General features: G+C 72.7%; 16 protein-coding genes. 7 read left to right on the top strand and 9 right to left on the bottom strand.

Features of this window, described 5'->3' with window-relative positions; translation table 11 throughout:
* Nucleotides 1-34 precede the first annotated feature (34 nt).
* From ACSP50_RS23545 to ACSP50_RS44655, 4 genes are all read right to left on the bottom strand, one after another.
* Complete coding sequence (locus ACSP50_RS23545; protein WP_014691784.1) at nt 35-880, bottom strand: aldo/keto reductase; 846 nt, start codon at nt 878-880, stop codon at nt 35-37.
* Between the two features lie 87 nt (nt 881-967).
* Nucleotides 968-3,250, bottom strand: a complete 2,283-nt coding sequence (locus ACSP50_RS23540) for a bifunctional diguanylate cyclase/phosphodiesterase (protein ID WP_014691783.1) — start codon at nt 3,248-3,250, stop codon at nt 968-970.
* 158 nt (nt 3,251-3,408) lie between these two features.
* Nucleotides 3,409-4,233, bottom strand: a complete 825-nt coding sequence (locus ACSP50_RS23535) for an SDR family oxidoreductase (RefSeq protein WP_014691782.1) — start codon at nt 4,231-4,233, stop codon at nt 3,409-3,411.
* Between the two features lie 73 nt (nt 4,234-4,306).
* Nucleotides 4,307-4,438, bottom strand: coding sequence for a hypothetical protein (locus tag ACSP50_RS44655; RefSeq protein ID WP_255344701.1), 132 nt, complete (start codon nt 4,436-4,438; stop codon nt 4,307-4,309).
* A 135-nt stretch (nt 4,439-4,573) separates the two neighbouring features.
* Here ACSP50_RS44655 and ACSP50_RS23530 point away from each other — a divergent pair, with 135 nt between their 5' ends.
* On the top strand, nt 4,574-5,668 hold the full coding sequence (locus tag ACSP50_RS23530; RefSeq protein WP_014691781.1) for a cobalamin biosynthesis protein CobQ: 1,095 nt from the start codon (nt 4,574-4,576) through the stop codon (nt 5,666-5,668).
* A gap of 49 nt (nt 5,669-5,717) precedes the next feature.
* Here the strand turns inward: ACSP50_RS23530 and ACSP50_RS23525 are convergent, their stop codons facing one another.
* Nucleotides 5,718-6,092: a hypothetical protein gene (locus ACSP50_RS23525; protein WP_014691780.1), complete on the bottom strand. Its 375-nt coding sequence runs from the start codon at nt 6,090-6,092 to the stop codon at nt 5,718-5,720.
* Nucleotides 6,082-10,425, bottom strand: coding sequence for a polymorphic toxin-type HINT domain-containing protein (locus tag ACSP50_RS23520; RefSeq protein ID WP_014691779.1), 4,344 nt, complete (start codon nt 10,423-10,425; stop codon nt 6,082-6,084). Before ACSP50_RS23520 ends, ACSP50_RS23525 begins: the two co-directional genes overlap by 11 nt.
* Before the next feature lie 162 nt (nt 10,426-10,587).
* Here ACSP50_RS23520 and ACSP50_RS23515 point away from each other — a divergent pair, with 162 nt between their 5' ends.
* Nucleotides 10,588-12,009 (top strand): GGDEF domain-containing protein, encoded by a 1,422-nt coding sequence (locus ACSP50_RS23515; protein WP_155123602.1) that lies wholly within the window; start codon nt 10,588-10,590, stop codon nt 12,007-12,009.
* Here ACSP50_RS23515 and ACSP50_RS23510 read toward each other — a convergent pair.
* Complete coding sequence (locus tag ACSP50_RS23510; RefSeq protein ID WP_197688083.1) at nt 11,994-12,602, bottom strand: hypothetical protein; 609 nt, start codon at nt 12,600-12,602, stop codon at nt 11,994-11,996. The two genes, ACSP50_RS23515 and ACSP50_RS23510, sit on opposite strands and share 16 nt — an antisense overlap.
* A gap of 136 nt (nt 12,603-12,738) precedes the next feature.
* On the opposite strand from ACSP50_RS23510, the gene ACSP50_RS23505 reads away from it, so the two are divergent.
* The 5 genes from ACSP50_RS23505 to ACSP50_RS23490 all read left to right on the top strand — a co-directional run bounded on the left by ACSP50_RS23505 (nt 12,739) and on the right by ACSP50_RS23490 (nt 15,527).
* The gene (locus ACSP50_RS23505; protein WP_155123601.1) at nt 12,739-13,176 is read left to right on the top strand and encodes a hypothetical protein; all 438 of its coding nucleotides are present in this window, start codon (nt 12,739-12,741) and stop codon (nt 13,174-13,176) included.
* Nucleotides 13,177-13,244: 68 nt separating this feature from the next.
* Nucleotides 13,245-13,994, top strand: a complete 750-nt coding sequence (locus tag ACSP50_RS23500; RefSeq protein ID WP_099343853.1) for an EAL domain-containing protein — start codon at nt 13,245-13,247, stop codon at nt 13,992-13,994.
* A 34-nt stretch (nt 13,995-14,028) separates the two neighbouring features.
* Nucleotides 14,029-14,181 carry a hypothetical protein gene (locus tag ACSP50_RS42200; RefSeq protein ID WP_155123600.1) on the top strand — a complete coding sequence of 51 codons (153 nt, stop codon included), beginning with the start codon at nt 14,029-14,031 and terminating at the stop codon, nt 14,179-14,181.
* A gap of 76 nt (nt 14,182-14,257) precedes the next feature.
* The gene (locus ACSP50_RS23495; RefSeq protein ID WP_043512032.1) at nt 14,258-14,845 is read left to right on the top strand and encodes a hypothetical protein; all 588 of its coding nucleotides are present in this window, start codon (nt 14,258-14,260) and stop codon (nt 14,843-14,845) included.
* A 229-nt stretch (nt 14,846-15,074) separates the two neighbouring features.
* Nucleotides 15,075-15,527 carry a GNAT family N-acetyltransferase gene (locus tag ACSP50_RS23490; protein ID WP_014691772.1) on the top strand — a complete coding sequence of 151 codons (453 nt, stop codon included), beginning with the start codon at nt 15,075-15,077 and terminating at the stop codon, nt 15,525-15,527.
* Nucleotides 15,528-15,627: 100 nt separating this feature from the next.
* On the opposite strand, the gene ACSP50_RS23485 is transcribed toward ACSP50_RS23490, so the two are convergent.
* The gene (locus ACSP50_RS23485) at nt 15,628-17,952 is read right to left on the bottom strand and encodes a sensor histidine kinase (RefSeq protein ID WP_014691771.1); all 2,325 of its coding nucleotides are present in this window, start codon (nt 17,950-17,952) and stop codon (nt 15,628-15,630) included.
* Nucleotides 17,949-19,208 (bottom strand): lipopolysaccharide biosynthesis protein, encoded by a 1,260-nt coding sequence (locus ACSP50_RS23480; protein WP_014691770.1) that lies wholly within the window; start codon nt 19,206-19,208, stop codon nt 17,949-17,951. Before ACSP50_RS23480 ends, ACSP50_RS23485 begins: the two co-directional genes overlap by 4 nt.
* Nucleotides 19,209-19,270: the final 62 nt, after the last annotated feature.

Below are 19,270 nucleotides of genomic sequence, written 5' to 3'. Positions count from 1 at the left end.
CGATCGGGCCGGGTGCCGGCGGGATCGGTGCGCGCTACGGCAGGGTGGCCAGGTCTTCGGGGGTCAGCTCCAGGGTGTCCGCGGCCGCGGAGTCGGTGATCGTCTCCGGGCGGCTGGCGCCGGGGATCGGGATCGACACCGGGGACTTGGCCAGGTGCCAGGCCAGGCAGACCCGCTGCGGGCTCACCCCGTGCTTCTCCGCGACCCGGGCGAAGGCGCCGCCGAGCGAGCCGGCCGCCCGGATGCCGCCCAGCGGTGACCAGGGCAGGAAGGCGATGCCCAGCTCGGTGCACAGCTCCAGCTCCGGCCCGGACGAGCGGAACTCGGGCGAGAACTGGTTCTGCACCGACACCAGCCGGCCACCGAGGATGTCGCGTGCCTCGCGGATCTGCTTCGGGTCGGCGTTCGAGATGCCGGCCATCCGGATCTTTCCGGCGTCCAACAGGTCGCGGATCGCGCCGATCGAGTCCGCGTACGGCGTCTTCGGGTCCGGCCGGTGGAACTGGTACAGGCCGATCGCGTCGACACCGAGACGCTTGAGTGACTCCTCGCAGGCCCGCTTCAGGTAGTCCGGCGATCCGTCGACGGTCCAACTGCCGTCACCCGGGCGCCGATGTCCGCCCTTGGTCGCGACCAGGACCCCGGAGGTGTCCCCGCCGTAGGCGGCCAGGGCCCGGGCGATCAGCGACTCGTTGTGCCCGACCTCGTCCGCGCCGATGTGGTAGGCGTCCGCGGTGTCGATCAGGGTGATCCCGGCGTCCAGAGCGGCGTGGATCGTCCGGATCGATCGGTCCTCGTCCGGGCGGCCCTCGATCGACATCGGCATGCCGCCGAGACCGATCGCGCTGACCCGCACGTCACCGAGGGAACGAGTTTGCATGGTGCGCTTCCTCTCGCAGATGTATGCCTCTGCGTCCCTATATGCCCCGTCGCGCGCCGTCCAACATCGTCGGACCGGTTCCGCTCATCACCCCGCCTGCGGTACCGGCTCCTGGCGTGGTGAGAAAGCGGTGCCGGGCATCGGCCGGGCGAAGTGGTACCCCTGGCCGCGCTCGCAGCCGAGGCCGACCAGCAGCCCGGCCTGGAAGGCGGTCTCGACACCCTCGGCGACCGTGGTGAGCTCCAGACCGCGGGCCAGGTCCACGACGGCCCGCACCAGCGCGGTCCGGCGGGTGTCGGTGTCGTCGGAGGGCATCAGCGATCGGTCGATCTTGAGAACATCGATGGGCAGGTCGCGCAGGTACGCCAGCGACGAGTAACCGGTCCCGAAGTCGTCGATCGCGATGCGCACCCCGTCACCGCGCAGCGCGTCCAGGTGGGCCAGTGCCTGGCTCTTCTGGGTGCCCCCGCCGACCAGGATGCCTTCGGTGATCTCCAGGGTGAGCGCACCCGCGGGCAGGCCGGTCTCGGCCAGACATCGTCTGACCTTGGCGGTGAACTCGGGGTCGTGCAGTTGCCGGGGCGACACGTTGACGGCGATGGTGATGCCGTCGCGCCGGTGCCAGTCGACCGCGTCGGCGCAGGCGCGACGCAGCACCCACTCGCCGAGCGGCACGATCAGCCCGCTGTCCTCGGCCGCGGGGATGAACAGGTCCGGGCCGATCGGGTCCTCGCCCGGTGGCAACCAGCGCACCAGGGCCTCCGCGGCCACCGTGCGAGAGCTGAGCAGGTCGACGATCGGCTGGTAGAACACGGCTAGCTCGTCGTTTCGCAGAGCGCCGCGCAGCCGTTCCACGGTGCGCAGCCGCTCGGTCTGCCGGTCGCGCAGGCCGGCGTCGTACCAGACCGCGCAGTCCTTGCCGGCCGCCTTCGCGGCGTACAGCGCGAGGTCGGCGTCGTCCAGCAGGTGCGCCGGATCGGCCGTCGGCTCGGGCAGCCGCACCCCGATGCTCGCCGTCACGTACAGCACGTGGCCGTGGATCGTGACCGGTTCCCGCAGCGTCGCGAGCAGGGCTTCGGCGCGCGCCGTGACCGTCGCCGGCGCGGCGCCGGGTACCAGCACCGCGAACTCGTCGCCGCCGGTGCGCGCCAGCACGTCGGCGTCGGCGAGCCCGGCACCCAGCCGGTCGGCGATCACGCGCAGGAGGTCGTCGCCGGCCGAGTGCCCGAGCCGGTCGTTGACGTTCTGGAAGCCGTCCAGGTCGAGCAGGAGCAGACCGTACGGCGTACCGGACGTGATCAGGTTCTGCAGCCTACGGCGGTTCGGCAGGCCGGTGAGCGCGTCGTGCTCGTTCACGTGCCGCAGCGACCGCTGCAGCGCGGCCTGCTCGGCGAGCGCGGTGCCCAGCTTCTCGGCATGCCGCTGCAGCTGCCGCTGCCCGTTGCCCATCCGGACCACGAGCAGCAGCGAGATGACGACGGTGGCGGCGACCGGCACGATGAAGTCGTAAACGGTCAGGTGGCCTTCCCGGGAGTCCAGGATCAGGGCGTATCCGGTCGCGGCCGGGCCGATCAGCACCAGTACCGCCTGCAGCGCGGTGGCGTGCCAGCCGCCGGCCCGCACGCTGATGCTCGCCCCACGGCCGGACACCGCCGGATGCAGCGCCGCCACGCCCGGCAGCGCGAAGGCGGCCAGCCAGCAGAGCGAGCTGCACGGCGAACCCGACCAGGCGCCACCGACAACCACCGACACGACGTACGAGGCGTCCGCGACGATCATCAGCAGCGTCATCGCCACCAGCGCCACGTGCGCCGGCCGCAGCCGGCGCGCCGCGACGAGCAGGCGTACGGCGACGGCCACCAGCAGGACGTCGAGGATGGGGTAGGCGAAGGCGTTGGCGCTGACGACCGCTTCCGGCCGGTCCAGCACGTACGGGTCGTAGACGAAGAGCCATCCCAGGGTGGCGCTGGTGCACGCGGCGATGCCCGCCTCGGAAACCCCGATCCACCGGGAGCCTTCCGGCGAGCGCTCCGGAAGCGCCGCCAGACCGGCCGCGAGCAGCGGATACATCGCGAAATAGAGCACATCGACCACAGAGAAGCGCGGTGGAGCCGACCGCAGGCTGAGCTCGACGGCCCAGATCGCGTTCGCTGCGCCCCCGCAGCTCAGCCCCGCGGCCAGCAGCAGCCAGGCGCGCGGGCGCGCGGCCCGGCGCAGCCGGATGCCGGCGAGGACGCACATCGCCGAACCGAGACCGACCCCGGCGTAGGCGAATTCCCGACCGGCCTCGCCCAGGGGCGGGCTGAGCAGCATGATGCAGGCCACGACTCCCAGCCAGCCACACCACGCGTACGCCCGCAGACCGCGCACGTCTCCGCTCCCGCCCTCGCTCCGTCACCTGACCTGGCAATGATCGGCATCGGTCGGGGCCACCTGAGTGCAGCGAAGGCCACCATCGGCGCGAGCCACCAGCGGTCGGGAGATCGGGACCACGCACCGACCGGAGGTCCGGGCCGGCGACGCTGCCGTCAGGCGCCCTGTGCCTCGATCGAGACCGGCTGCCACCGCTGCCATTCGGCGAGCCGGGACTCGTAGTCGGCGGTCGCGATGGCCAGCGCCGCGTTGCCGAAGAAGACGCGCAGCGGCGGGTTCTCGGCGTCGACCACCTTGAGGATCGCCGACCGGGTGGCCTCCGGGTCGCCCGGGTTGCCGGCCCGACCCCTGCGCGCCTCGGCGGCCTGCGCGCGGACACTCTCGTACTCCGGTAGTGCGGTGGCGTGCCGGGCGGAGGAGCCGCCCCAGTCGGTGCCGAACGCGCCCGGCTCGACCAGGGTCACCTTGATCCCGAAGGCGGCGACCTCCTGCGCGAGCGCCTGGCTGAAGCCTTCGAGCGCCCATTTGGAGGCGTTGTAGATGCCGATGTTGGGGAACGCGGAGATGCCGCCGATCGACGACACCTGGATGATGTTGCCGCCGCCGGCCGCCCGCAGATACGGCAGAGCACCCTGGGTGATCCACAGCGCGCCGAAGACGTTGGTCTCGAACTGCGCGCGGGCCTCCTGCTCGCTGATCTCCTCGATCATGCCGAACTGGCCGTACCCGGCGTTGTTGACGATCACGTCGAGCCGGCCGAAGTGCCCGGCGGCCCGGGCCAGCGCGGCGAGGGCGGCCTCGCGGTCGGTGACGTCGAGCGCCAGCGGCAGGATCCGGTCGCCGTACCCGGCGGCGAGGTCGTCGAGCGACGACACGTCCCGGGCGGTCGCGGCGACCCGGTCACCGCGGTCGAGGGCGGCTTCGGCCCACTCCCGGCCGAAGCCGCGGGAGGTGCCGGTGATGAACCACGTCCTGGACATCCAGGTGATCCTTTCTCCGATGGTCACCTCCACTCTTATCCGGAATCGGGGCGGATCGACCAGCGGGCGGCGATCAACGCCAGCGGCGCGGGCACCAGCCGCGGCGCCGGAGCCGGCCCAGGACGTCCTCGGCGCCGTAGACACCCAGCATGCCGGCCAGACCGGCCAGGACCGGAGCGACGAAGTCAGCGGTTTCGAGATGCATGTCCACCAGTTCGGCGGCCCGGGTCGCGGAACGTGGTGTCGATCGGGTGCCGACCGGTTTCTCTTCGCGCGGTCGCCTTGATATTGATAGAGGACAGCGGGTATCGCCGAGCCAGAGGCACTACAGGAGGCGAACATGTCATCGGACAACGGGGGTTTCCCGGCCTGGGTGGAGGACACCGGAGCCGCGGGGCCGGCCGCCGGCCCCTGGTCCTCGTTGCCGCCGCCGCCCGCCTCCCTGGTCAACCGGGGTGCGGTCGTGCCGGCCGCCGCGCCGCCGGCCCCGGCCCGGATCGCTCCGCCCACCCTCGACGACCTGCTGGCGGACCGGCCGGCCCCGCCGACCGGGCCGGCGCGGACCGGCTGGCGGGCCATGGTGCGCCGCGCCTCCGGCGGGGTGATCTCGCTGGCGCCCGGCCCGGCCGAGTTGGCGCACCGCGCCGCGGTCGCGGCGGTGCAGCGCAGCCTGGACGGGCCGAAAACGGTGGTGGTCGTCAACCCGAAGGGCGGGGCGATCAAGACCACCACCACCCTGATGATCGCCCGCACGCTCGGCATCCACCGCGGCGGGTACGTGCTGGGCTGGGACAACAACGAGACCCGCGGGACGATGGGCTGGCGGGCCAATCCGGCCCGGCACACCAACACCGCGGTGGACCTGCTGCGGGATCTGGACCGGTTCGCCGACGTGCGCAGCGCCCGGGTGGGTGACCTGGACAACTACGTCCGGTCGCAGGGGGACGCGCAGTTCGACGTGCTCGCCTCCGACGAGGACGCGGAGTCCTCGGCCAGCATCGACGCGACGGCGTTCAGGAATCTGCACCGGACGCTGAGCCGCTTCTACCGGGTGATGGTGGTCGACACCGGCAACAACATGCGGGCGAGCAACTGGGAGGCCGCGGTCGCCGAGGCCGACCAGCTGGTGATCGTCTCCACGGTGCGCGAGGACACCGCACAGAGCGCGGCATGGATGGCCGACGCGCTGAACACGTCCGGCCGCGGCGCCCTGGTCGCGAACGCGGTCACCGTGCTCGCCGACCCGGCCGCGGTCGCCGACCGGGCGCTGCGGGCCCGCCTGCACCGGCATTTCGGCCAGCTCACCCGGGCGGTCGTCGACGTGCCGTACGACCCGGCACTGATCGGTGGCGGGCCGATCGCCTACGACGCGCTCTCGCCGGCCAGCCACGCGGCGTGGCTGCGGGCCACCGCGGCCATCGCCGAGGGCCTCTGACCGGGACCGGGGCTTCGCGCCGACAGTGTCGGCGCGAAGCCCCGGGTGCTCAGGCGGTCCGGTCGACCGCGGCCAGCAACGCCGCGGCCAGCCCGCGGGCCTGCTCGGTGTAGAAACCGAGCCGCAGGTGGAAGTCCTCCTCGGTGCCGAACATCTCCGGCACCTGGCGGAGCACCAGGTAGATCATGCGCAGTTCCCGGTGGGTGACCGCCAGCTCGGCGCCGGTGGTCACCGCCGGGGTCAGACGCTCGGCCAGCTCGGCGAGCTCCGCTTTCGCGAAACCGAACTGGACCAGCATCCGGTCCGGGGAGATCTGCAGCTGGGTGATCACCCGCAGGGCCTCCCGGACGAGGTTCGTCTCGAACACCGCGAGGGCGACGACGTACGCGCCGTCCCTCGCGGTCAGCCTGACCTTACGAGACATTGAGCGGCACGTATCTCGGTCCACCTTTGTTGTTCTTCACCGTGTCGAAGACGTCCGCGGCGTACTTGTAGGCGTGGATGCGGTAGCCCACGTCCACGATCAGCACCCCGCCACGGCTCGGGTCGAAGGCGACCTTGGCCCCCGTCTGGGTGTCCTTGTGCGTCATCTTGCCGACCCAGCCCTTCAGGTACTGGCCGATCTTATCGGGATCGTGGCCGAGGCCCGGGATGTCGTGGTCCGCGGCGCTCGGCGTGCCGTCGTGCATCCGCTCCACCATGTGGTCGACGCCGGCGGCCACCTCGTTGCCGTAGGCCTTCTCCAGCCGATCCATCGCCGCGTCGGTGAGGCCGCCGGTCTCGTCGTCGAACTCCCCGCAGTTGTGCACCAGGACCGGCGTACGACCGGCGAGCACGTAGAACGTGTGCAGGTCGGCGACGGTCAGGTTGTACATCCACCGGGACCCGTCGTACCGCTGCACGCCGGTGACCGGCACGGTGCCGCCCGCCGGGGTGCGCAGCGTGTCACCCGCGGCCAGGTCACCGGCCAGGGTCCACCGGTGTGAGCCGGCCGCCCAGAACGGGTGGTGCTGCGTGGTGCGCAGCTCCCCGCCCGTGGCGACCGAGACGTCGGCCAGGTCGGTGTCCAGGTTGAGGTGCAGGTCGGTGACCGTGCGACCGGCGGTCCGCCCGGTCAGCGGGTCGGTGGCCAGCACCCGGTCGCCGGTGCGGACGTCCCGGATCGGCCGGGTCGTGCCATCGGCGAGCAGCACCCGGGTCTCCGGGGCGAAGCTGTCCCGCTTGCAGATCTCGAGCAGGTTCTCCAGCTCTTCGATCAGGTTCTTGCCCTCGGGCAGATTCTTGACGAGATCCTCGACGGCGGGGAAGCCCCGCTTGTCGATGACGATCTTCATCAGGTTGAGCTCGATGTTGCTGAACTTCAACTTGTTCGGGAAGTCGACGGCGATCTCGATCAGCTTGCCGAGCTTGATCGCGCCGAGCTTCTTGAGCGCCGCGTCCATCGCCTCGGTGCCGAACGTCTTGATGCCGGCCAGCAGCTCGCCGTCGAGCAGCTTGGCGATGGCCGCCGGGATGCCGTCCTCGAGCAGCTTGATGCCCTGCGCCGCCTTGCCGATCTTGCCGATCGCCAGCGAGCCGATGTCGAACGTCCAGAGGCCGAAGAACTTGGCGTACTCGCCGTTCTTCCACTCCTCCAGGTGGATCAGCGAGCCCGGGTTCTGGATCGTCTGCTTGATGCCGTCGACCAGCATGTCGCAGGCTTCCTCGGAGTCCGGCGTGTTGCCGGGGGAGTTGCCGCCGGGGCCGAAGGCGCACAGCCCGGCCAGCCACACCCCGCCGAGGGTGCCGATCGCGCCCTGGGTGATCCCCTTGAGGTAGTCACGCACCGACGGGTCGTCGAACATCTTGTCGATGAACTTGTCGGCCTGGTCCTGCCAGGTCTTGATCCAGGACGTCTGCCGGGCCCGCTTCTCGGCGTCCCGCAGCTGCGCGACCTGGTCCACCGCGCCGGTCAGGTTCTGCGCGAGGGTGGTCATCTCCTTGGCGACCGACTTCATCGAGTCGGCGACCAGCTTGCCCGACTTGGCCGCCGCGTCCACCTGCTTGGCGATCTTCTGGACGTTGTCCGCGGCCTTGTCAGCGGTGTTCGCGTAGCTGCGGGCGTTGTTGGCGGCCTGCCGCGCGACCCCGGCGTCGTGCCCGGCCTCGACGGCCATCCGCTCGGCGCCCTGCGCGTACGACGCGGCCACCCGTGCCGCCTCGGTGGCCGAGCTGACCGCCTTGATCGCGGCGTTGGCCTCCTTGGCCGCGCCGATCGCCGCGTCGATGGCCACCTTGGACGCCTTGACCGCCCGGGCCGCCTCGGCGGCCGCCTTCTGTGCCGCCTGGTAGGCCGGTTTGATCTGCTCCTGGGCCTTCTCCGCCATCTCCGCCGCGTGCTGGGCCGCGGCGTCCGCGTCGACGGCGTGCTGCTCGGCCTGGGCGCTCTGCTCGGTGCCGATCAGCATCGCGTTGTTCGCGATGTCGACGGCCATCGCCGCGTCGTTGTCGGTCGGTGCGTACGCCGAGGCCACGTCGATCGCCGACGCGGCCGGATCGGCCAGGGCGAGCGCCGAGACACGGGCGTTGAGCGCGGCCCGGCCGGCGATCCGGCTCTGGAACGACGCGATCCCGGCCTCCTGGGCCGACGCGTCCGCCGACGACCTGGTCAGCTCGGCGTTCGACTTCGCCGCGGTGGCCTGGTTGATCGCGGCCCGCGCCACGTTCACCGCCTGCCGCGCGTATTCGTTGGCCCGCTGCGCGTCGCCGATCGCCTTGTTCGCCGCCGCCGCCGCGGCCAGAGCGTCCTTGCGGGCGCCCGCGGCCGCCGCCGCGGCCGCGTCGGCCTCGGCCCGCGCGGCGTCGGCCGCCGCCGCGGCACGCTGTGCCGCCACGGCCGCCGCGTCGGCCGCCGCCGCGGCGCTGTTCGCCGCCTGCCGCGAACGCGTCTCGGCGTCGCGGATCCCGGGCAGCTGCGCGTCGATGATCTTTACCTGCTCGGCGGCGTAGTCGCCCTCCGCCGTGCCCTTCTTCGCGATGGCGTCGGCCGCGTGCGCGGTCCGGCTCAACTCCATCGTGTTGCGCTCATTGATCCACTTGTTGGCGTCGGCCGCCTTCGTCCGCGCGTCGCTGGCGAGCCCCTCGAACCGCTTGGCGGACGCGTTGACCTCGTCCGCCGCGCTCTTCGCGGCGGTACCCTTCGCCACGGCGATCTTCTGCTGGTCCACCGCGCGCTGCGCCGCGCCCATCGCGACCGTCTGCTGCTGCAGCGCGACCGCCATCTGGTTGCGCGCGATGTCCCGCTGCGCCGCGGCCCGCTCGTAGTGCTCCTTGGCCTCGTCGGCCTTCGCCCAGGCCTGCTGCGCCTCATCCTCGGCCCGCAGCCGCTGGGTGTGCGCGGCGGCCTCGGCGGCCTTCGCCGCCGCGGCCAGCTTCTCCGCCTGGTTGGCGAGCTTGGTCGCCTCCGCCAGGTTGCGCTCCGCGGCCTGCCGGTACTTGACCGCGTTGGCCATCTCGACCGTCGCGTTACGGTCGGCGTCCAGCGCCTTGGCGGCGGCCTCGGTCGCCTCGGCGGCGCTGCAGGCCGTGTCGGCGGCCAGCTTCGCCGCCGCGCCCGCGTCCTTCTGCGCCTGTGTGACCTCGGCCCAGGCGACCCCGTGCGACAGGCCGGTCTGGACCAGCGTCTGCGCCGCGGTGGCGGCGACATCGGCCTGCGCGGTCACCTGACCGGCGTTGCGCGCGGTGGTGGCCGCCTCGGCGCAGGTGTCGGTGTGCAGCCTGGTGAGGTCGGCGGTGTGCGTCTTCCCGCCGGCCTTGCGGATCGGCAGGTCCGCCGCGTAGATCGCGTCACCCTGCTTGGCGTACCGGTTCGTCAGCAGCATCGAGTTGGCCGTGACGGTCAGCGAGCTCGTCGCCGACACGCTGGCCCGGATGATCGTCGTGCGGGCCTGCGCCGCCTGAGTGGCCCGGGACGCCAGATCAGCCAGATCACCGGCCGCTTTGGTACGCGCCGCGAGAGCCGCCTCGATCTGCGCCTGAGCGTCGGTGTCGCGTGCCGCGGCCGCCTTGTAGCCGGTGTTGTAAAACTCGGCGATCACCGCCGGGTCCTCACTGTCCAGCGCCATCTGCCCGGCGCTGCGCACCTCGTACCCGCCGCCGGCGACGATCTGCTCCACCCGCGCCTTGATCAGCGCGGCCTGCTGCGCCGCGGAGAGCTCGGCCTGCTTGTCGGCGGCGACCGCCGCGTCCCTGCCCACCGCGACGAAATCGGCGATCTTCGTGGCGTTGCCGGTGGCCAGCGCCGCCGCCGCCCGCTCCCGCAGGATCGGGCCGCCGGTACGGGCCCACTCGGCCACCATCAACCGGTTGGTCTCGTCGGCCAGCTTCTGCCGCCGGTCGGCCGCCGCCCGGTACACCGGCAGCGCGTTGTCCAGGAAAGCGGTGAACTCGGCGGGGTCGTCGGTCAGCAGCACCGCGGCGGCCGCCGCGCGCACCTCCGCGTCCGCGTCGTAGTCGGCCAGATCCTGGATCAGCATCCGGTTGAGCTCGACGTCGTCGATCGGGCCGTCGGCGAGCAGTCGCTGTTCCCGCTCCTGCTCGGCGACCCGCTCCATCTCGACGACCTGGGACAGGGTCAACGGCCGGGCCGCGGCCGCCGGCCGCGGCGCCGCCTGGGCCGGCACCGACACCGCCTGCGGCAGCACGGTCAGCACCGCCAGCACGGCGGCGGTGGTCAGCCGCCCGGGTAAAAATCGCGCGCGAATATGGTCGCTGAACATGAAACCCCCGTAGATCAGACAAGCGACGCAGGAAGGATACTTTGAAGTGGATGAATGACCGGCACCGCCCTCCGGCGATGCCGGGGTGCAATTCGGGGGCAGGGCGCGCCGAGTCCTGAATCCGGTGCCCGCCGGGCCGATCGGGCGACCATGAACCACCGGATGCTCGCGCTCTACCTCGCCATGACCGGTGTCGCCACCGTGGCGGCGGCCGTGACGACGGGCACCCGGTACGGCGACCCGGTGTACTTCGCCACCTATCTCGCGATGGTGGTCCTGCTCTGCTGGTCCACGGCGCGCCGGCGACGGCACGGGGATCAACTGCCCTGGCTGTACGTGTCGCTGGGGCAGGTCGCCTGGCTGGGCGGGGACGCGGTCTATCCGGTCAGCGCGCTGCTGCACCGCGACGACGACGGAACCGTCTCAGCGGTGCTGTGGACCGTCGGCTATCTGGCGTACGGCGCCGCGCTCGTGGCGATGGCCCGGCGCCGGGCCGGTCGCTGGCTGCGGCCCGCGGTGCTGGACATGCTCACCCTGGCGGTCGCGGCCTCGATCGTGATCTGGGTCGTGTTCGTGTCGCCGTACCTGGCCGAGCTGGCCGCCGACCCGGTCGGTGCGTACCTGTACCTGATGGGTCCGGTCGGTGACATCGGCATCCTCGCCGGCGTCTTCCTGCTGGTCCTCTCGCCCGGCCGGCGCACCGGTGCGACCCGGCTGCTGCTGCTCTCCGCGGTGCTGCGGGTCGCCTCCGACCTGGGGTCCACCTTCATCCCGTCGGACAAGCTGTCGCTGACCGTCGGGACCACCGTGATCCTGCTGAGCAACGCGCTGCTGACCGGGTCCGCACTGCACGCCGGCAGCCGGGAGCTGACGCTCGCGGCACACCGGCCGCCGACGCTGCACCCGGCCCGGGTCTGGTTCCTCGGGATCGGCCTGCTGACGGCTCCCGCGATCCTGTTCGCCCGGCGCGAGTATCCCGGACCGGAGCGGCTGCTGCTCTTCGTCGCCACGGTGACCACCGCGGGCTTCATCCTGGCCCGGTTCGCCACCGCGCTGCGCTCGCTGGAACGCGCCGAGCGCACGCTGGACTACCGCAGCCGGCACGACCCGCTGACCGGACTGCTGAACCGCGCCGCCCTGGGCGAGGAACTCGACCACTGTCCGCCCGGCTCCACCGTCCTCTACCTGGACCTGGACGGTTTCAAGGCGGTCAACGACGGCGCCGGGCACGCGGCCGGCGACACGATCCTGCAGGCGGTGGCGCAGCGGCTGACCGCCGCGGTCCGCGACTGCGACACGGTGGCCCGGCTGGGCGGCGACGAGTTCGCGGTGGTGCTGCACGGCCTCAGCGACGCGGAGGGGGTGCGGGTCGCCGAGCGCGTCCTGCGGGATGTGGCGATGCCGGTGGCCTTCGAGGGCGCTTTTTACCACGTCGGCGCCAGCATCGGCATCGCCGGCACGGACGCCGCCGGCCCCACCGGACAGTGGCGCCCCGCCGCCCTGCTGCGGGCCGCCGACACCGCGATGTACGAGGCCAAACGGCTCGGCCGGGGCCGGTACGTGCTGGCTCAGGCCGCGGCCTGAACCGCCGGCCCGCGCCGGCTGCCGAGGTAGCCGACCAGGGCCACGATCAGGGCCGCGGCGAAGACCAGGCCCGACGGCAGGTAGCCCCAGCGCAGGGTGGTCGCGGTCAGGTCGCCCCCGGCGGTGCCCAGGGCGAAGGTGACCAGCACGGTCGCCCAGTAGAAGAGCTCCGGACGGCCGTGGGTCACGGTGTGGATCGACAAAGTGCGTTCGCTGAGGTACCAGGTGACCAGCACGACGACCAGCGCCAGCGAGAAGGCGACGGTCGACACCGGGTAGGGGATGCCGAGGCCGACGTGCAGGACATCGGCGGCCATCGTGCCGAAGACGCTCACCATCACCACGGCGAACCAGTAGACGCCGGTCCGGTAGCGCCGGGACCTGAGCTGGACGATCAATGCGGCCGCGAGCGCCAGCCCGGTGATCCCCACCGCGACCGGCGGGTCGATGGTCTTGGCGAAGAAGTCGGACGCGGTCTCGCCCATCCCGGTGGTCAGTACCTTGATCACCCAGAACATGGCGGTGATCTGCGGAACCTTCACCGCGAGCGAGACCGGGCCGGCCGTGCGTAGCTGTTGTTCGTCGATCGTCACGGCCGGCACGATGCGCTACCGGCGCTGAAAGAACGCTGAACAGCCCCGAAAGGGAGTAGCCGGCCCAGGGTGCCGACGAGCCGATCAAAGAGGGGTTTCGCTGCGCGGCGGCGAGGTCGGTGGCCATGCTGGCTTGGTGACGGCTTCGAAGGGGTCCACGGTGCGGGTAACCGGCAGACCCGGTGATCCGGCGGTGATGCCGCCCGGCCGGGTGTTCATGACGGCGCTGCTGGGCAGCCTGGCCATCCTGCTGGGCGGCCGCCTCTTCGACAACGTCGGAGACGCCTGGGGAACCACCGTCCTGTTCGTGCTGGTCGTCCTGGCGACCTCGGCCTTGACCGCCGAACTCACGGCCCAGGCGCAGCGGGACCGGGGCCGCTGCGGCGGGTGGGCGCGCATGGACACCGGCATCGTCCTGGCGCTCATCGTGCTCGCCGGGCTGCTCCTGACGGCGTCCGCCATCGGCGTCAGGTCGGCGGGCACGCAGACCGCCGCGGAGCGTTTCACCGTCCTATACGTCCTGCTGGCGGGGTATTTCGGGTTCGTGCGGCTCCGGACCATCCGCGGGCGCTGAGGTGAAGCTGCCGGGAATCTGACGGCAGGTTGAGGATGACTTGAGGTGGGCGGCCCAGTATTTGTCACATGACAGCGACGATGACGCCGGGGCAGGCCACGATCGACACGTTGCACTCGGTGCTGCGCTCGGAAGCGATCCAGCCCTCCTTCCAACCGGTGGTCCGGCTGGCGGACGGCGAGATCGTCGCCTTCGAGGCGCTGGCGCGTTTCCGGGAGCACCACTTCGCCAGTCCGGACCAGGCGTTCGCGGCTGCCAACGCGGCCGGCCTCGGCGTCGAGCTGGAACTGCTCGCCATGCAGCGGGCGCTGGCGTCGCTGGACGGGGTGCCCGGTGACGCCTACCTGAGCACCAACCTGTCGGTGGAGGCGATCCTGGACCCGCAGGTCCAGGAGACGCTGCTGGCGAACGCGCACCGCCGTCTCGCGGTCGAGCTCACCGAGCACACCCAGGTGCACGATTACCCGCGCCTGGTCGCGGTCACCGAGCGGTTCCGCGCCGCGGGCATCCTGATCGCGGTGGACGACGCCGGCGCCGGGTTCGCCAGCCTCAGCCACATCCTGCAGCTGCGCCCCGACATCATCAAACTCGACATCACGCTGACCAGCGGCATCGACACCGACCCGGTGCGGATGGCGCTGGCCCGGTGCCTCGCCGGCTTCGCCACCGACATCAACGCCGTGCTGGTCGCCGAGGGCATCGAGACCGCCGCCGAACACGAGAAGCTGCTGGAGCTGGGAGTACGGTTTGGCCAGGGCTATCTGCTCGGCCGTCCGGCTCCGCTCCCGCGCATTGCCCACTCCCTGAACGCAGAATGAGGTCATCTTGAACATCGCGACGCACGCTGTCCGCATGACGAAATCCCCCCTCGCCGCCGCCGAGCCCGCCCGTTCCGCCGTCTCCGTCCGCGACGCATGGGAGCCGCTGTTCGAGATCCTCAACGGCGCGCCGGCCCGCGACGGACGCGGCGGCCACCGCCCCACGGTCACCCGCCACTCCCGGTGACCACATGGCCAGGTGGAACCTGAGCTGCGACGATTCGGCTGAGCACCGGGCAGTTTCGGCGTGTCACGATGGTGGGGTGAGCGCTTCTCCTGCCCGCCTGACCGCCGCCCGCAGCGCCGGCCTGCTGCTGGCCGGCGCGGTACTCGGGGCCGGCCTGACGCCGGTGCCCGCCCTCGCCGACGGCCCCGGTTACGGCGGCACCGCGAACGCCCTCACCGTCGCCTGGAACGCCGGGTCCGAGCAGCGAGGCGTGGCCGTCTACGCGGTCGGCTTCCGCAGCGGCTCGCCCGTCCAGGTGCGGGTGGGAGGGGAGGCCGAGCGCAGCGTCACCGCCGACCCGTCCGGCGCGATCGACATGGTGCTCACCGCCGCGACCACGACCGCTACCGCCGCGACCGTTGCCTCCGCCGCCGTGACCACCGCCACCGCCGCCGCGGCCGGCACCATCGTGCTGGTCAGCGGTCACACCCCGGCCGGCGAGCTGCGCACCCTGGTCGGCGCGGTCCCGCCGGAGGCAGCCGGGATCGGCGTCGCCCAGCTCGTGCCGTGGGCCGCCACGCTGGTCGGTCTGGGCGGGGCCGCTCTCTGGCTCCGCCGCCGCTATGCCACGGTCGCCGCCGGGCAGTTGAGCCGTTACCGCCACCCCGCCCGCCATCGCGCCTGACGCCGCAGAGCTGACCGAGCTCGTCGATCAACCTCCGGCTCCGGCACAGCAGCGCCGCGGGCCGGCTCCCGCCCTACCGAGGGCGGCCACGCTGAATGCCCGGTAGGTGAGCCGCGTGGGGCGTCAGCGCCGAGCCCGACGTGTTCTTGCGGCGGTCGCCACACGGATGAGGAAGCAGTGGTGCCCGGGCCCGCACGTTCGGTCAACCGAGTGACAGACTCGCTCCGTGATGATCAGTAAGGCCGACGCGGATGACATCGCGGATCTGGCCCGACTGCTGTGGCGAGATACCCGCGACGAGGATCCGTCAAGCCAGTCCGTTGACGCCTTCGCTGAGGAACTCGCGCAGTGGTGGGGCTCCCATCAACACTCCCACGCGGCGTTCGTCGCTCGACTCCTCGGCTCAGAGATCATCGGGATGGCCTGGGTCGCGCTTCTCCCCCGGGTACCGAGGCCTGGGGCGACAAGTCGGCTGTCCGCAGACCTGCAGAGCGTCTTCGTCATGCCGGAGCACCGCGGACAAGGGATAGGCTCCGCGCTCGTGGAGGCCGCTTCAGAGTATGCGACCCGCCTCGGGTCTCTTCGCGTGACGGTCCAGTCTGGCCGCAAGGCGGTGCCGGTATACGAACGGCTGGGCTTCGAGTCGTCTCGGCAGTTGTTGCAGCGGATGGCGCACTCGTAGAACGGCCCCACATCGGCAAATCCGTGCACGCGAAGAGCTCGTCTTCGATGCGACCTGTTGTGACCGGGTGTCATCCGGCGGAGGACAGGCGCTGAAGTTGTCAGCTCTCGTTGAGGTAGCCGGCCATGGCGATCGCGGCGGCCCCGGCGGCGCGGTCCACCTCACTCACCGCGGCGGCCAGTACGGCGATGTCCACCGCCGCGGCGGCCAGGCGTTCCACTCGGGCGCAGGCGTCGGCCAAGGGCTGGGCGCCGAGGAGCGCGCTGGACGACTTCAGCGTGTGTGCGACTGCGCCGAGCCGGTCATGGCGGGATTCGGCAAGAGCGCCGGCCATGGCTTGCCGGCGGCCGTCGAGCTCGGTCAGGAAGGTGCCGACGGTCATCGCGACCAGTTCCCGGCCTTCCAGCTGGGCTTCCAGGTCGCTTAGCTGGGCCCGGGAGAGCACCTCGGCGCCGGGCTCCGAGACCGGTGCGGCCGGCGAGCCGGCGCCTTCCGGCTCCGCGACCGGCGCACCGTCCGCGGCGGGCGAAGAAGGCGTGGCGGGCGAAGAGGGCGCGGCGGGCGAAGAGGGCGCGGCCGGAGTGGATGTCGGCGCGGCGGGCGAAGAGGGCGCGGCCGGAGTGGATGTCGGCGCGGCGGGCGACGAAGGCGCGGCCGGCTCCGTGGGGGTCAGGTAGGGCGCCAACGCCCGCCGCAGCTCCACCAGGGTGATCGGCTTGGTCAGGTAGCCGTCCATGCCGGCGGCCAGGCATCGGGCGCGGTCCTCGGGCAGCGCCGTCGCGGTCAGCGCCACCACCGGCACGACGCAACCGGCCGAGCGCACCCGGCGCGTCGCCTCCAGGCCGTCCATCCCGGGCATCTGCATGTCCATCAGCGCCAGCTGGTACCGGTTGTCGCCGAGCAGCTCGCGGACCGCGGCCGCCCCGTCCCCGACGGTGTCGCAGTCGACGCCGAGCAGGCTGATCATGCGGGCCAGCACGGTGCGGTTGACCTCGTTGTCCTCGGCGAGCAGGATCCGGCCGGCGGGCAGCGGCGGCAGGGTCACCGGCGCGCCCCGCACGCCGGTGCGCTGCTGGTTGAGCGCGGCGACGAGCCGGTCGAGGGTGACCGGCGCGCTCAGCAGGCCGGGCCGGCGGACCACGCCGGTGCGCGGGTCGGTGCCGCTCAGCAACAGCGCCCGCCCGGTGGAGCCCAGCGCGGCCAGGATCATCTCGGCCCGGTCCACGGCCGCCGGGTCGTGGGCGTCGTCGCACCACAGCACGGTGTCGACACCGGGCCGGCCGGTGGTCAGGTCGTCGAGGTCGAGCGGGACGGCTTCCGCCCCGCCGGCCGTGACCAGCCAGGACAGCGCCTGCCGGGAGTGGGAGGTCGGCGCGCTGATCCCGATCCGGCGCCCGGTCAGCGGCAGCGCCGACGGGACCGGGCCCGGCAGCGGCCGCAACGGCAGCGTGATCGCGAAGCGGGAACCGCGTCCGGGTTCCGAGCTGACGGTCAGGGTCCCGCCCAGGCAGGCGGCGAGCCGCCGGGCGAGCGGCAGGCCGAGCCCGGCCCCCTCGTGCCGGCGTGCCGCCGAGTAGCCGGCCTGCACGAACGGTTCGAAGATGCGTTCCTGGTCGGTGGCCGCGATGCCCGGCCCGGTGTCGGCGACTTCGAGGCGGTAGTGGTCGGTGCCGTCGGGCCGGGCGGTCACCACCACCTCGCCGCGTTCGGTGAAGCGGACCGCATTGCCGACCACGGCGGCGAGGATCTGGCGGAGCCGGTCGGCATCGGCCTCGACGACCGCCGGCAGTTCGGGCGCGGGCGCGGCCAGCAACAGCAGCCCCCGGTCGCGCGCCTCCTGCTGCAACGGTTCGAGCACGCTCTCCAGGACGTCGCGCACCGCTGTGGGCGCGACCCGCGGCACCAGCGACCCGGTTTCCAACCGGGCCAGATCCAGCAGGTCGTCGGTGAGGTCCCGCAGGTTGCGCACCGCCCGGTGCACGGTGTCGACCGTCTCCCGGACGTCGGGCGGCAGACTCTGCGCACGCAACAGATCGATGGCGGCGACCACGGTGGTCACCGGGGTGCGCACCTCGTGGCCGAGCAGCGCCAGGAACTGCTGCCGTCCGTCGACGGCCACCGCGGTCTCCACGGTGATCAGCCGCCGGTGCGCGCCGCACGTGCTCTCCAGGCCGGTGACCCGGACCGTGGCGGCGGAATCGGGGCCGCAGTGACAGGCCGGTGCGGTGGTCGTCCCGGGTCGGGCCGCCCGGACCAGCTCGGGCAGCCGGCCGTGGGCGGGACATCCCGGGTCGCCGGCGGTCAGCGGCTCGCCTTCGGCGGGGCCGGGCCAGCGGGAGTTGGCGACCAGGATCCGGCCGTGCTCGTCGGCGATCGCGGCCGGGCCGGCGACGGCCTCGACCAGCGTGCGGGCGGCGAAACTCATGCGGGGACCCCTTCGGTGAGGTGGCTGCCCTCGACCGGCGCGGGCAACCGGCGCGTCCAGGCGCGGATCTCGGTCGCCGCGACCACCAGCAGGGTGGGCAGCAGCGCCGCCGCCGAGCAGGCGGCGATCGCGAGCGGCGAGCCGTGCCAGAGCTGAATGAGGCCGACCTCGAGGGCGACGCCCGCCCACGGCAGCCAGGTGGCGCGGGAGTGGCGGGCCAGCGCGGCGTTGGTCAGCACGGTCACCACCGAGGTGACGCCGGCGACCACGGCGAGGGTCCGGACCAGGGTGGTGGCGCCGGCGTACTGGTCGCCGTAGAGCACGGTCAGGACCAGGCCGGGCGCGGCCGCCACGACCGCCGCGCCGAGCAGGGCCGGCCCGCCGACCGCGGCGACCGCGGTGCGCAGTGCGCGGGCCCGACCGGGCCGGTCGTGCGCCGCGGCCAGGCGGGGGAACACCGCCGACATGACCGCGGCGGGCAGGGCGAGCACCGTCTTGGCCACGGTCGCGGCGGCGACGTATGCGCCGGAGGCGGTCCCGGCCAGGTGGTGCCGGGCCAGCAGCAGGTCGGCGGTGGAGAACAGGAACAGGCCGGTCACCGCGACGGCCGCGCCGCCCACGGCCCGCGGCCGCAGCCGGACGCCGGGCCCGGGATCCGGACGGCGGGTGAGTCGGCGGGCCGCCGTCACCAGGGCCGCGACCTCGCCGAACAGTGTCGCGGTGAGGGCGCCGGCCACGCCGAAGGGCACGGTCAGGGCAACCCCCAGAGCCAGCCGTACGACGGTGGCCGCCAGGTACGAGCCGGCGACCGTGGACACCTGCCGGTCGCCGAGCAGCAGTCCGCGCGCGGTGGCCAGCAGCGCCGCCACCAAGATGTACGGGGCGAGCTGCGCGGCCTCGCCCAGCCCGTCGAGGTGGAAGTAGCCGCTCAGCAGCGGCGCGCCGGCGAGTGTGAGCAGTCCGGCGGGCAGCGTCCACAGCGTGACCGCTCGCAGGCTGCGCAACGTGGTGGCCCGCCCGGCGCCGTGCGTGGCCGCGTGCGCCGAGGCGGCGGTCTGCAGCGCGCCGAGCGGGATGCCGAGCATCACCATGGCGGCCAGCACGGCGCCCAGTGCCCCGTACGCGGCCGGCTCGAGAAGCCGGCCGACCAGGGCGTGAAAGGCGAGGTTACCGGCGCTCTGCACCGCCACCGCCAGCGCGATCGGGCCGGCGGCGCGGAGCAGGAAGCCGCGGCCGCGGCCGGAATCGAACTGCACGGCGTACCTATCGGCGGGTCAGCGGCGATGCTGCCGAAAGTCGCTCATGTTCTCGTGTCGGC

It is taken from the genome of Actinoplanes sp. SE50/110, assembly GCF_900119315.1.
Lineage (GTDB): Bacteria > Actinomycetota > Actinomycetes > Mycobacteriales > Micromonosporaceae > Actinoplanes.
Note: the sequence above shows the minus strand (reverse complement) of the source record. Positions and strands in the feature narration are given on the sequence as shown.